General features: G+C 58.8%; 10 protein-coding genes and 4 pseudogenes. 6 read left to right on the top strand and 8 right to left on the bottom strand.

Features of this window, described 5'->3' with window-relative positions; all coding sequences use genetic code 11:
* Positions 1 to 278: 278 nt before the first annotated feature.
* The 5 genes from P3T40_RS36255 to P3T40_RS36235 all read right to left on the bottom strand — a co-directional run bounded on the left by P3T40_RS36255 (position 279) and on the right by P3T40_RS36235 (position 6,867).
* Complete coding sequence (locus P3T40_RS36255; RefSeq protein WP_429272559.1) at positions 279 to 1,454, bottom strand: porin; 1,176 nt, start codon at positions 1,452 to 1,454, stop codon at positions 279 to 281.
* Positions 1,455 to 1,695: 241 nt separating this feature from the next.
* Positions 1,696 to 2,184, bottom strand: coding sequence for a RidA family protein (locus P3T40_RS36250; RefSeq protein ID WP_429272507.1), 489 nt, complete (start codon positions 2,182 to 2,184; stop codon positions 1,696 to 1,698).
* Positions 2,181 to 3,032 (bottom strand): sugar phosphate isomerase/epimerase family protein, encoded by an 852-nt coding sequence (locus P3T40_RS36245; RefSeq protein WP_429272506.1) that lies wholly within the window; start codon positions 3,030 to 3,032, stop codon positions 2,181 to 2,183. The genes P3T40_RS36250 and P3T40_RS36245 overlap by 4 nt, the downstream gene beginning before the upstream one ends.
* Before the next feature lies 1 nt (position 3,033).
* A complete protein-coding gene (locus P3T40_RS36240; RefSeq protein WP_429272505.1) occupies positions 3,034 to 4,767 on the bottom strand; it encodes a hydantoinase B/oxoprolinase family protein in 1,734 nt (577 codons plus the stop codon).
* 18 nt (positions 4,768 to 4,785) lie between these two features.
* Positions 4,786 to 6,867 carry a hydantoinase/oxoprolinase family protein gene (locus P3T40_RS36235; protein WP_429272504.1) on the bottom strand — a complete coding sequence of 694 codons (2,082 nt, stop codon included), beginning with the start codon at positions 6,865 to 6,867 and terminating at the stop codon, positions 4,786 to 4,788.
* A 758-nt stretch (positions 6,868 to 7,625) separates the two neighbouring features.
* On the opposite strand from P3T40_RS36235, the gene P3T40_RS36230 reads away from it, so the two are divergent.
* From P3T40_RS36230 to cnbZ, 4 genes are all read left to right on the top strand, one after another.
* Positions 7,626 to 8,414 carry an SDR family NAD(P)-dependent oxidoreductase gene (locus tag P3T40_RS36230; RefSeq protein ID WP_429272503.1) on the top strand — a complete coding sequence of 263 codons (789 nt, stop codon included), beginning with the start codon at positions 7,626 to 7,628 and terminating at the stop codon, positions 8,412 to 8,414.
* Between the two features lie 122 nt (positions 8,415 to 8,536).
* Positions 8,537 to 8,767: a tautomerase family protein gene (locus P3T40_RS36225; RefSeq protein WP_429272502.1), complete on the top strand. Its 231-nt coding sequence runs from the start codon at positions 8,537 to 8,539 to the stop codon at positions 8,765 to 8,767.
* Positions 8,751 to 9,518: an SDR family oxidoreductase gene (locus P3T40_RS36220; protein ID WP_429272501.1), complete on the top strand. Its 768-nt coding sequence runs from the start codon at positions 8,751 to 8,753 to the stop codon at positions 9,516 to 9,518. Before P3T40_RS36225 ends, P3T40_RS36220 begins: the two co-directional genes overlap by 17 nt.
* Before the next feature lie 414 nt (positions 9,519 to 9,932).
* Complete coding sequence (gene cnbZ, locus P3T40_RS36215) at positions 9,933 to 10,724, top strand: 2-amino-5-chloromuconate deaminase CnbZ (protein ID WP_429272500.1); 792 nt, start codon at positions 9,933 to 9,935, stop codon at positions 10,722 to 10,724.
* A gap of 32 nt (positions 10,725 to 10,756) precedes the next feature.
* Here cnbZ and P3T40_RS36210 read toward each other — a convergent pair.
* The 3 pseudogenes from P3T40_RS36210 to P3T40_RS36200 all read right to left on the bottom strand — a co-directional run.
* Positions 10,757 to 11,006: pseudogene (locus P3T40_RS36210) on the bottom strand (DUF4148 domain-containing protein).
* Between the two features lie 516 nt (positions 11,007 to 11,522).
* Positions 11,523 to 11,754: pseudogene (locus P3T40_RS36205) on the bottom strand (amino acid permease); the annotation flags it as partial.
* 273 nt (positions 11,755 to 12,027) lie between these two features.
* A pseudogene (locus tag P3T40_RS36200) lies at positions 12,028 to 12,383 on the bottom strand (LuxR C-terminal-related transcriptional regulator); the annotation flags it as partial.
* Between the two features lie 104 nt (positions 12,384 to 12,487).
* Between P3T40_RS36200 and P3T40_RS36195 the strand changes: the two are divergent.
* Both P3T40_RS36195 and P3T40_RS36190 read left to right on the top strand, forming a co-directional pair.
* Positions 12,488 to 12,856: an SDR family NAD(P)-dependent oxidoreductase gene (locus tag P3T40_RS36195; protein WP_429272499.1), complete on the top strand. Its 369-nt coding sequence runs from the start codon at positions 12,488 to 12,490 to the stop codon at positions 12,854 to 12,856.
* A gap of 198 nt (positions 12,857 to 13,054) precedes the next feature.
* Positions 13,055 to 13,191 (top strand): annotated as a pseudogene (locus tag P3T40_RS36190) (integrase); the annotation flags it as partial.
* Positions 13,192 to 13,527: the final 336 nt, after the last annotated feature.

Genomic DNA, 13,527 nt, shown 5'->3' with positions numbered 1-13,527 from the left:
GATCGTGATACGGTAAACAACAGTACTTCGACTTGCCTCGGACAATGTGACCTGAGGGCCAAAAACCAACGGGAAAGGCCTTAGGCGCGAATTCGACCACACGATCCCTTCGCGTGCCCCCCTTGCGGCTGCCAGTACTACCCTTACCCGTCCGGAGGGGGCCCTTTGTCCTCGTCTGGTTTCCTTTGCTGGCATCATGCCCGGCTCAGTGACCAGCCGCTCCACTTATCCCGCCGTCCGAATTTGCGGCGCCACCTCTCCAGGCGCACCTTCGTTTATCAGAACGTATGGCGAAGGGCGATGCGAGCGATGAACTGCTTGCTGCTCGACGAGGGACCTGCAGCGTCCACATTCGCGGCAAACTCCAACCCGGTGCCGGCTAGGCTCGGATCGCTCGCAACCTTGATGTAAGCGCCCTGAAGATATACGTCGGTCCGTTTCGACAGGTTGTAGTCGGCCATAAGGCCAAACTGATTGTATTTTGCCGCGGCGCTGCCGCCTGACGCGCCGTCGTATATGGCGCGAGTATAGGTGTACATGCCGCCAACGTAGAATGCCGGCGTGAACTGGTACTTGGCGTTCACCTCGAAATTGTTGAACTTGAGCGACGATGCTGCACCGAGTGTCGGACTCGGGGCCAGATTTGCGTACTCCGTGGCCGTGGGTTGCGACAGGTTCGTGTTCGTGTATACGAAACCCAGCGTCGCGGCTGCGATCGTGTAACTGATGCCCGCACCAAATATGCGTTGACGGGCGGCGGTCCAGCTACCGTCAGTGCCGCTCGAGCCGAGATTTGCCACGGCGCCGGCGGAGCCATTATTCGGGTTGTCGACGTTCAGGTATGCGGCGGCAACCGTCAGTGGACCACCGGTGTATTGTGCGCCTACGCTTTGCGCACGATTGTCCGCGAAGCTTGTCGAGTTACTGAAGGCGTAGGCGCCGCCGAACGTGAATCCGCCGTAGTTGACGCTGGCGTACTTGACAGAGTTGTTGATACGGAAAGTGTTGTCCGTGTTGTCGTTATCATACGGGTGCGAAAACATCGCACCGCCCCAGCTGCCGTTGATCGTCAGAGGAGCCAAATAGTCAACGAGGGAATCGTATTGGCGGCCGAGAGTAAGGGTACCGACCGCCTTGCTGGACAGACCGACGAAAGCCTGACGGCCAAACTCCTGGCCTTCTTCTCCCAGCGTGCCCCTGTTGACGTTAAACCCGTTTTCCAACTGGAAGATTGTCGACAACCCGCCACCCAGATCTTCGGTTCCCTTGAGGCCCCAGCGGGAACCATAGCCGTCGCCGCTTGACATTGCGTAGAGACTATGGCCCCGAACATTATTCGTATAGTCCAGACCTTCATCGATAAGGCCATACAATGTGACGCTGCTTTGTGCATGCGCGACGCTCGTAAATGCGCTCATAACACTCAATACAAGAACTAATCGTCTCATACTCATCTCCAAGAAAGCAATCAAAACATCTGGATACCTATCCCAAGGGAAATCATTCAAGACTTCTGCACACTAGCGACAGCCGGATGCACACAACTAACCTCTCAGACCGTTAAGCTGAATGTCGAAGGGGGTGCGCTTTATGGATGAATTAAGGTCAACTAAGAACCGTATAGACCGAATGAAGTCAAAGCGCGCTTCTTCACTGTCTTACCGCAGCTATCCAATATTGCTTACGTCGTGGCCTTTAGAGAGGGTACGGGGGGCCATCATCAATCTCAAAAATGGCCTCGACTTCCACTGCAACATTGCGCGGCAAGGAACTACAACCCACCGCGACACGCGTGTGACAGCCATCGTCGCCAAGCAGCGCCAAAATCAGATCCGATGCACCATTGAGGATCTTCGGGTGCTCGGTGAAGTCGGGTACTGCGTTGACGAAGCCGCCCAACCGCACGCAGCCTTTAACCCTGTCGAAGTTCCCGCCGACGGCATGATTGACTTGCGCCAGGATGTTGATCGCGCACAGACGTGCCGCCGCCTGTCCTGCTTCGATCGAGATATCCTGTCCGAGCTTCCCCACGAATTGATCTACCCCGTTCAAGACGGGTACCTGGCCGGCAATAAAAAGCAGATTACCTACGCGCCGGGTCGGCAAAAAGTTGGCACCAGGCCTGGGGCTGGCCGGCAGATCGATGCCGAGTTGACTCAACCTGACCGCGAGACTCTCGCTCATTTATCTGCTCCAGTAGCACTTGGGGTCTGGACGTATGGGGTGCAGCGTTCGATAGCCACGCGCACGGTCTCCTCTGGCGGACGGGTCCACCAGTCGAGTTCTGAGAAAATTTCAAGCTCAAACGGACCACCATATCCAATGTCATCGAGCCAACCCTTGATGCGCGGAATGTCGATGACGCCGTCGCCGACCATTCCGCGGTCACGCAGGTTGCGCGTCGGCACGAGCCAGTCGCAGTAGTGAAAGCTCAAAATACGGGCGGGGCCCGCACGACGAATTTCCTGTTCGAACACTGGATCCCACCAGCAGTGATAGACGTCTGCAACGACGCCTGCGCCCTCGCCAAGCTCGTCGCACAGGTCATTTGCGACGCGTAGCGAGTTCAGCAGGCTGCGATCGCCCGCATACATTGGATGCAACGGTTCCAAGCCCAGCTTGACTCCCGTTTGCCGGGCGTGCGGAAGAAGTTCCAACAAGGCGTCGCGAACGCGCTCGCGCTGGCCCTGAATGTCCTTGCTGTCTGGCGGAATACCACCGACAACCATCATCAGGCAACCGGCGCCGATTTCCGCAGCCGCGTCCAGCAAGCGACGGTTGATATCGATCGCGGTGCTCATATTTCGCGTGACCGATATATTGAGCCATTCGCTGGTGCACAACGACGGAACCCACATGTCGTGCGCATTCAGCTCGCGTCGCGTCTGCGCGACGCCATAGTCTTCCAGGAAGTTGCGCCACACGGCAATACCGTGGACTCCCTGGCGCGCATAGCCATCGATGGCCTCAGGCATCGACCACTTTGGCGTGGTGATTTGATTGATCGCAAAACGCGAAAGATCGTAGCTCATATTACTTTCCCGATTCGGTGAGCGATTGGCGTCGCCTTGCTGTCGACGCAGCGTCCATGCGCTCGCCTTCAAATACGACGCCGTGATAGCGCTCCGCGTAGTCGCGCGTGATTTTGCCGTTGGCCAAATCGAGCTCGATCAGCTCGGCCGTGCGCGCATAGGGGTCGCCATTCCCTCCGCCACCCGCTTGTTCATGCCGAATCACGGCACCGCGATGCAATGTCATGGTGAACTTGCTAGGCAACGCTTCCAGCGAGTCGCCACGATTCAGGAAGGTGCGCGAGGGCGCGCCCGAGTGGCCGCCAAAAAGACCATACGGCGCATGGGTACTGCGGTCAGATCGCACTTGGGCCACGACATCGTCGGCAAGGATCCGATATTCGCGAACCAGTCCCAAGCCGCCGCGAAACCTACCCGCGCCACCGGAGTCAGGCGTAAATCCGTACGCTTCCATAACAATCGGATAGCGGGCCTCAAGCGTTTCGATCGGCATGTTGGACATGTTCTGCGAGGGGTTGGTCACGCCTTCGATACCGTCCTTGCTCCAACGGCCACCCCATGCACCATTGATCATGTCGACCAGGATGAAGGGCTCGCTCGCGGACTTGTCATAACCGCTGAGCGCGATCACCGTATTGCCACCTTCACCGGCCGCCATAACCTTCTTCGGTACGATTTTCGCTAGCGCACCAAACACGCAATCGACCACTCGATAGCCCGTCAGCGCGCGCGCCGCGACCGGTGCCGGCATACGCGGGTTCAAGATCGAACCCGCCGGGGCCGTGATGTCGATGCAACGGTAGACCCCGGCATTGTTCGGCACATCCGCGTCCAGTGCGCATCGCACCGATAGATATGTCGCCGACTTGACGAATGACAACGTTGAGTTGATTGCGCCTCGTACCTGCGGCGAGGATCCGGCGAAATCGACCGATATTTGCGACCCGGCCACGGTGATGCGGCACTTGATGGGAATCGGCTCGTCAGAGAACCCATCACCGTCGATATAGTCGGTGAATTCGTAATCGCCGTCGGGCCACGCCGCGATGGCTTGTCGCGTCAAGCGCTCGCCGTAGTCAAGCAACTCATCGAAGTACAGGCGCAGCTCATCCTCGCCGTAGCGTTCGATCAGGCGGATCAGCTCGCGCTCGCCGATGTTGCAAGTGGCGAGCTGCGCGTCGAGGTCGCCGATGACCATATCGGGCAGCCGCACGTTCTTGCGAATGATGTTCAGCAGGGTGTCGTTCGGCTCGCCGCGCCGGTATAGCTTGGTCGGCGGAATGCGCAAGCCTTCCTGAAATATCTCTGTCGAATCCGCTGCATTCGATCCCGGCACGCGACCGCCGACATCGCAGTGATGCGCGATAACGACCGAAAACCCCTGCAGCCGTTGCTCAAAAAAGATCGGCTTGAACATGAAGATGTCCGGGAGATGCATCCCACCTTCATAGGGGTCGTTGAGGACGATCACGTCGCCCGGTTCGACCGTGGCCCCGAACTTCTTGATCACGACATCGACGGCGTCGGGCACTGCGCCTAAATGCAGGGCAACTGTTTTCGCCTGCGCGAGAATCCGGCCGGTGGCATCGCACATCGTGACTGAGTAATCGAGGACATCCCGGATGATTGGCGAACGCGCGGTCCGCATCACCGCAAAAGCCATGTCATCTACGATCGTGTCCAAAGCATTTTTGATCACCGCGAAGGTGATCGGATCGGCCTTCTGTTGTGGCATTTTGACCTCCAATTCGAATCAGTCGAGGGATGCAATGATGCTGCCGATCGGGTCCGGGACTGCATGCCATTGAGGCGGGATCACGATCGTCGTGTCGGAACTCTCGAGAATCACTGGTCCGACGACTTCGCCAGCAAGCGCTTCGCGCGGCATGATGAGGGTATCGATCCAGCCGTTGGAACGATCGAAATGCACGCGCCGGGTTTCACTTCGTGCATGGGTGCTCGTGCTTCGTGTGCCGCGGATGTTGGTGAAATCGAGCGTCTTGGTGGCAACACCGCGCGCCAATAGGCGAACGTTGGCGCACTCGATCGCGTCGCTGGATGCATAGCCGTACGTCGACCTGTACGCCGCAAGGAAGTTGTCACGCAACAATGCGCGGCAGCTTTCGTCAAGCGTCTCGGGGATCGTCACCGGTATCTCGTAATCCTGGCCACGGAAGCGCATATCGAGTTGGAAAATATGTTTGACCCGATCGGCCGTGTAGCCCTCTTCCGCGAGCGCGCGCTCCGCATCCGCACGCATTTTCTTTATTTGCTCAGCGAGTGCGTCGATATCGAGATGCTCCAGCAAGCACTGCGATGGTCGAACGAAGTAGCGTTCAACTGCACCGGCTAGCATACCCATCGCAGTAAAGACACCAGGGGCACCAGGAAATACGACGCGTTTCATGCCCAGTGCACGAGCCAGGTCGCAGGCGTGCACCGGACCGGAACCGCCGAACGCAAGCAAAGTAAAGTCGCGGGGATCGACGCCACGCTCAATGGTCACCGCTTTGATGGTTCGGGCCATGTTGACGTTGACGACTTCGCGCACACCCAAAGCCGCTGCTTCGACACTGATGCCCAGAGGCTCAGCAAGAATCGATTGAATTGCACGTCTTGCCGCAGGCAAGTCGAGTTCCATCGTTCCTCCGGCGAGGCGCTGAGGCAGAAAGCCAAGCACCGCATTTGCGTCCGTTACGGTTGGGCGGGTCCCACCGATGCCGTAGCAAACAGGCCCAGGATCAGCTCCCGCGGACACCGGCCCGACGTTGAGCAGCCCGCCAGCATCGATCCATGCGATCGAGCCTGCGCCGCTGCCAACTTCGGCGACGTCGATCGTCGGTACGCGCATCATGTAGCCGCCCGCCTTGATGAAACGGCTCGGTGTCGAAATGCCGGCGCGGAATTCGTACTCGTTGGTTCTGGCTAATTGACCTGAATGAATAAGAGACGCGGACGCGGTTGTGCCGCCCATGTCAAAGACAACGAGATCCCGTTCGTTGCGCGCCTCGCCCAGTCGGCCTGCGCCGACCACACCTGCGGAACGGCCCGACGAAATGAAGAAGACGGGCGTATCCTGCGCGACTCGCGCACTGGACAGGCCGCCGTTGGAATTGCTTACCAACAAGGGCGCATGAACGCCGATCCTTTTAAGGCCTAATTCCAAACGACGTAGATAAGTGCTGAGTGCCGGCAGAACATACGCGTTGACCACCGTGGTTGAGGTCCGCTCATACTCGCGCTGCTCCGGCAGTACCGAAATTGAAGCCGTGACGCTAATATCGGGGAAGGCTTGCTGAAACGCAGACAGCGCTGCGGCCTCGTTGGCGCCGTTTTTGTAGGAGTTGATAAAACAGATGGCGACAGACTCCACGCCCTCTTCGCGAAAAAAATTCCCTGCTGCAATCACTTGTTCGATAGGCGTTGGACGGAGTACTTCGCCCGATGCCAGAACGCGCTCGTTGACCTCTATCCGGTAACGGCGCTCAACGAGCGGGACGGGCTTGTCCCACGACAGGTCGAACATGGTCGGCGTACGGACCCGTCCTATTTCAAGGACATCGCGAAAGCCCTTCGTTGTGATCAGGCCGCATTTCGCGCCGACCTTTTGGAGTAGTGTGTTGGAACCGACTGTCGTGCCATGCAGGACTTCGACCACATCCGAGGTCCGCAGCCGTGCCTGCTCGAGGATCCGCTCAACACCGGTAAGTACAGCTTCCTCAGGTGCGGCTGGTGTTGAGGATACCTTGGTGAATGCAATATCACCATTATCGTCGAGGAGAACGAGATCGGTGAAGGTACCGCCGATATCGACGCCAATACGTGCACTTGCCATAGCTTCGTTTCCATTCAAAGCCTTTCACCGTAGTCGGCACGACGGTACCCGTCGACCCGGTTAAATCAGCCGTTGCTTAGGTTTGTCAAATAAGAGACTGTGCCCATCAAACCAAGCACAGCGGGTAATCTGCATTACTTAGCGATGTTGCTGGCGATGTGGTCGAGAGGTGTTGCCCAATACGGCGATGTCGCGATTGGCAGTCTTTCCTTCAGTACGACCTGACCGCCCCCCCCAGTCGATTGCGCATGCGCCACACCTTGCATTGCCATGATGAGCGCAGGCACCGAGCATCTCGGGAGTAGCAATTTCCAAGTGTTCATTTCGATCCTCAGATACGTGCGATTTGATGTGCTAATTGTCGACTCAATGCCGACAATGTCAACACAAAAAAATTGGCATCGTGCTCGCTGGCTACTCTTCGTGCTCGCTGACTACTCTCTGAGCCGCGCAATTGCTGGCATTCAGCCCGATCGTCGGGGTAAACAGCAGTATTAGCGGGGCCAACGAGCGGCCGATAAATTGGCTCTGGAGTTGACCTTGACATGGCCAGTAACGGCATATACATTTGTCGACATTCGGTCGACTCAAAATTGCGCCAGGGGTCGGAGCTACCGCTTTTGATCATGTGAGCCACGCCGCTGGCGGGCGCAGGTTGAGGCGTACGGGCTTGCTCCAGATATGCAGTTCGCCGCGCTATGATCCGACGCCGCCGCGCGACACAACTGCGCACAACAAATATCTCTGAAGGTAAGAAAATGAATGAAAGCACGAGCTTGGCTGTGGTAACAGGCGGCGCGAGCGGTATTGGGGAAGCGACAGCTAGACGCTTCGCTGCGAGCGGCTATCGCGTGGTAATCGGAGACATCAACGCCGTGCGCGGCGAAAGCGTTGCGGCGGAGCTACGGCGTGCCGGTTCTGACGTGACGTTCTATGAGGTTGACCTCGCAAGCGATGCCACGATAGCGAGCTTCGCGAAAGATGTGCTGGCCCAGCACGGTATCCCTGACACGCTCGTGAACTCCGCTGGCATCCTGCAAAACGCTGTGCGAGTCCTCGACATGAACATTGCCGGGTTCGATCGCCTTTGGGAAGTCAACGTGCGAGGTACCGTTCTCATGTCCCAGGCATTGGGCTCGCAGATGTGCGCTGCTGGCCGAGGCTCAATCATTCAGCTATGCTCATTGACCACGTTCCGTGCCTCGGCTCAGGTGGGATACGCCGTAGGCAAGGCGGGTCTGAAAATGCTGACTGAAATCATGGCGGCCGAGTGGGGGCCGAAGGGGGTGCGCGTCAACGCGGTCGCGCCCGGGTACACGCTGACTCCTGCAATGCAGGCCCGTATCGATAACGGCGAGCGCAATCCTGAAGCGGTGATTCAGAAATCGGCGCTACGTCGCTTCGTGGCACCGTCCGAGGTCGCTGATACCATCTTTTTCCTGTGTTCGCCGCAAGCTTCGGCGATCACTGGCGTGACGTTACCGATCGACTGCGGCTGGCTAGTGACCACGGCCTACGGCTCTTACGCGGCACAGCCCGAAGCATAGTCGTATTCGTTGAACGTAGAACCGGCGGCACAAGCAGCGCGGGCCAGCATAGCCTTCACGGGTCGTTTTCACTGCCAGGATTTGCCCGGTCGCGGCTGACCATTTATCGAAAGGGAGTTGGCGTGCCGATTATTCGCATCGAGATGTTGTCCGGGCGCACGGAGGACCAAAAGCGCGAGCTGGTTGATGTCTTCACTCGGGAGATGGCACGTATCGCGAAATGCCCCGAGGCAGATGTGCAGGTCCTGATTTTTGAAATTGATCACCAGAACTGGGCGACCGGCGGGGGCTTTCCCGATCGGGGTACTCAACTGCAGAAGGGCAAGGAGGAAGTGAATGTCACATCTATTTGATCTCAAAGGGCGAACCGCTGTCGTTACCGGTTCCTCGCGTGGAATCGGGTTCGCGCTTGCGGAGGGGTTGGCCAAGGCAGGGGCGAAAGTGATTCTCAACGGCACAAGCGCCGATACCGTGGCAGAGGCTGTCGCCAAACTCAAGGCAAAGGATCTCGACGTGCTTGGGCGTGCCTTCGATGTGACGGATGAAGTCGCCGTCGCCGACGCCTTCGCGCATTGGGATTCGCAGAACATCCAGGTCGATATTCTGATCAACAATGCCGGAATCAATGTCAGAAATCTGCTTCTCGATGTTGAACTGAGCGAGTGGCAGCGCGTCATCGACGCGAATCTGACCAGTGCATTCATTGTCTCAAAGGAGGCCGCGAAACGCATGATCGCGCGCGGCAAGGGTGGCAAGATCATCAACCTCGGCTCGATCGCGAGCGAGGCGGGTCGAAAAAGCATTGGTGCCTACTCGGCGGCGAAAGGGGGAGTCAAACTGCTTACCCGCTCGATGGCGGCGGAGTGGGCCGCTTTCAACATCCAGGCAAATGCCATTGGCCCGGGCTACATCCTGACCGAGATGAACACGGCGTTGATCCGGAATGTTGAGTTCGACACCTGGGTGAAAAGCACCAGCCCCGCGCAGCGCTGGGCACAACCTGAAGAGCTGGTCGGCACGGCGCTGTATTTATCGTCAGCGGCATCGAGCTATGTCAACGGCCAGATAATTTATGTCGATGGTGGCTGGCTGGCAGTTCTTTAAATGTGCATGAGAGGACGGGCAAGGATGCGATGACATTGGAATTCACGCCTGACCAGATCGGGAGACGCCTTAAGACGGATCTGGACATTGTGTCTTTGGCCATTGGCAATGGTTGGCATTGGGTCGCTCACGCTCGGCCCGTTCGAGACTTGCACGCCGCAGGGCATTCACTCGCTACCGCGAATCTTGCAGCTCGTGTCACCTCGGACTGGAAAAAGCCACAAGCCGTGGGTGACAGTGCTGGCAACTGTATAGCCGGCCCAAAGATGCATGGAGGAGGAAGCGAATATCCAGCTGATCCAACGCAGTAAATTCATTCAGCATGCCGCAAAAAATGCATGAGCCTCGCGGTCCGCATTGTCGGCGTTGCTGTCACTGCAATTCATCCAGTCTCTATTTTGGAGGAATACAACGATGCCTCAAGATTGCTTGCGCCCGGCTGCTCCCTCGATATCGCTGCTCCACAACAAGGCGGGCAACTACAGGCTCCTGCCCGGTGGCGTGGCGCATTGCCCCGGCATCGTGCCCGATGAAGGCTTCGAAGTGGTGCGCGTGCAATTGCAGACGTGGCTGCCGCTGGACCAGGGCTACCCCTTCATTGAGGCCTACCTGAAGAGCGTGGGACGGCCGGTGCAGGCTGTCTGTGGAACCGAAATGCGCGTGCCTGCGCCGCTGACGAGAAAGGACTGGTCCGACTTCAACACTCCGTACCGCGAACAATTGCGCCGCTGGGGGCTGATGTATGGTGACTTGAGCGGGGTGTGCCGCTCGAACATCGCTCTGGCGGACCATGCGCCGGAAACAGCCTCCCTCTGCGCCTTCAGCTACACCGCACCCACGGCATCGACGGAAGGCGGCTTCTGCCTGACTGGCTCGGCGGACATTGCCCAGGATGGCACCATCATCGCCGATGGAGACACTAGCCCGGCAGCCATGCAGCAGCGCGCCCGCTACACCATCGACGCCATCGGTGCCAGGCTGATAGAACTGGGGCTGTCATGGAAAGACGCGAATCAGATCGTGATCTTCCATGTGCATGAGATTCCCGATCTCTTTGGCGAGAAGCTGCTCGGCGGCTTGGGTGAGTCGCTGCGTCAGGGAGTGGTCGTCTACCGAGCGCGCCCCCCCATCGCGGGCGCAGAAGTTGAGCTTGAGGTGCGAGGGGCCAGGCGTGATCTGATCGTCGCAAACACATTCCGTGGATAGCTCGGAGCTTCCTGGCCTTCGACTCTTGGTCGTTAAGCTGGCGACGCTGGTGTCGTGGTTTTCGCATTTTTCGCCGCTACGCGGGCAACAGCAGCCTGGATGGCGGCCGGGTAATACGGATCTTTGCCGCAGCACGGATTGTAGCCAGCCTTTTCGAGCTGAACGAGCTCCGCGCGCACTTGCGCATGGGTGACAGGGGCGTTCGACTGCTGAGCGAACGACATGACCGGAGCAGTGGTGCGCGAGGGCAGCGGCAACAACAGCCTGAATAAGGGACTTCACGATGACTTACCTCCAGATTCGTTTTGTCTGGCTATGAACGAGTCTGTTCGTCGCCAGACACCTACCGTCTAGGCAAGCAGAAGTACAGAATTAGGGTAAAGAGCACGTCCAAGGAGCCGCCGTGAATCCGACTACAGTCAAACTTAGCCGCCCGGTCGTGCATGCGGAAGCCCTATAGTTTGCCGCCTATGGGGTTGGGTGGGGATTCCGGGCCTTCGAAATCCCCAGGAGATCGCCCAATCCGAACTCGGGGCTGTTGATGCCAGTCCCCAACAACTGGCGCTAGCCTTAAACTAGGCCGCCAACGAATTGCCAAGGCGGTTGAGCCGATAACATTCGAATACCCAGGGCAGCGAATCCCCCTTCGAGCTACTGACCTGGGCTCCTAACGAGAGGAAGGTACGCGGGTGCTGCTGTGTTTGAATCAGGGCAAAGACCGCGCGGTTTGGCGCCTTGTCCGCGCGCGCATGGCGCGGCGTTCCGCTGAAGAGGCAAGCAACCGACAAGTCAACGCGATTCGGCATACGCGAGCGCCGGGAATCCGTACGCGATCGCCGCGATCAGAAACGACACCTCAGCGCCGGGCCCGCTGAACCGCGCCCGTGCCGGTCAGCACGAAAATCCCCGTGCTGATAATCGCGCAAACGCGGAGGATGGTCAGATCAAGCGCGCCAAGTGCCTTCTTCAGACCGGCGCTCTGGCTGGCCGCCCGCATGTGTTCGATATTTGTCTTGCGGAAGAGGGACATCCAAGAAGGGCTCCTGTAAAGCGCAAGTTTTATGCGCAAAATGCCGGGAAAACCTTGAGTTCTAGCGGACGGCGTGCAAAAAGCGGTTCAGCGGAGGCTTTTAAGAACGAGCCCATGAAGGGGCGATGTCACCGAAGTGCCCGCGTTCGGGGCGTGTGTTTGCGCGACAAAGGGCGGTGCAAAGAGAATTCGCCCGCGAGCACGACGAACGGGCAGGAACCGGTTTGTCGATGAACCGGCGTCCTGCCCGCGGCTGAACGCCAAAGCCGATTGCTAGCCGGCCATCGCCGGATTGAGGTCGACGAGCCGATTGGTCATCACGCAGAACCTGGGTTCGGCATTGTTGGTGAGCTTCATCTTCTCAAACAGAGGCGTGCGGTACGCGCCTACCGTTTTCACCGACAGCGACGACGCGTTCGCGACGTCGGTCAGCTGCTTGCCGGACGCGAGCGTGCACAGCGTCTGGTACTCGCGCTCGAAGAGCCTTTCGTGCGGCAACCGTTCGCCGCCGAAGGACACGTAGTCGGCCAGCGCCTCGGTCATCGCCAGACTCATTACTTGAGTCCGGCGGCGACCTGCTGGATCGCGGCGATCATCTGGGCGTCGTCGACGGTCTTCGACAGATAAGCCCGACACGCCGACCTTGCACCGCCCGATCAGGTTGAACGCGCCCGCGCTTTGCTGCCGCAGCGATTTCCCGTGATCGATGTCCTCGTGAATACGGCAGGAGGCCATGTGCTGCGCCGGGTTCCCGCCGCACACTATGCAGATGCCCTCGCCGGTATGGCACAGATGGAGCGACCGTCTTTGCAATAACACCTTGTCTGCGGTGTTGTTGACAGAAGCGCTCGTGGACCAGTTTCGTGCGCCGGGTGGGCGCATTGTCTTTACCAGTTCGATTGCCGCTTTACGCGGCTTGGGCCAAGGGTGCTACGGAGCCTCGAAGGCTGCGCTCTATCTGTACTGCCATGACCTTTTCAAGACTCTGGGCCCGCAGGGCATCGTCGTAGTGTCATTGCACCGGGCTACGTCGAGGACCCGGGATTCTTCGGAACCGCGTTGTAGGAGGCTCGGCAGAGCTGCAAGATTTCCGAGCCGCTGAATGGCCGCGCGGAAGGCCCCGCCGATATCGCGGCACCATCGGATGACTAGCCTCGCCAGAAGTCATTCACGTGACGGCGCAGATCGTTCAGGTCAACGGTGGAGCAGAGGGGGCGATAAGCCAACGCGCAGGCAACCATGTCTTAATCGAAGCGCGCAACAGCGTGATGCGTCGAATCGGACGCCGCAAATCGGACACCGCATGACGCTGCGCATCGAGCAGGTCAAGGCCGCCGCGACCGCTACGCCATGATCTCGCCGGTCCTGCTCGAGCGCCTGCGCATCTGGCGGCGGGTGGCCCATACGCAGGGCCGGATGCCCAATGGCGGATGGCTTCTATGAGCAGGAAGTTGTCAAGGCCTCTCACAAATCATTGGTCAGATCCATCTGTGGGTCGACGCGGGAGCGCGTGGCTGCGTCAGGGGCAGGGAACGCCTGGCGCAGCGGGATTTCGGATAGGACTCACGGAAGGCGCTACGCCACGAGCTTCAAATCCGCCATGGCGGATTGCCTGCTGAGATGTTTTCGCTCCGCGCTAGCGATTATGACGGGGGAATCGTGTTTGATACGCGGATAGGCACAGACCCGTCGACATCGTCCGCACGACAGCCGCGGCCTCAACTGTATCGCCGAACGCGGCCACGACAGCTTGACAGCCTGTGTGCTATCGGG

The organism is Paraburkholderia sp. EB58 (genome assembly GCF_050436665.1).
Taxonomy (GTDB): domain Bacteria; phylum Pseudomonadota; class Gammaproteobacteria; order Burkholderiales; family Burkholderiaceae; genus Paraburkholderia.
This window is presented reverse-complemented; position numbering and strand designations above follow the sequence as displayed.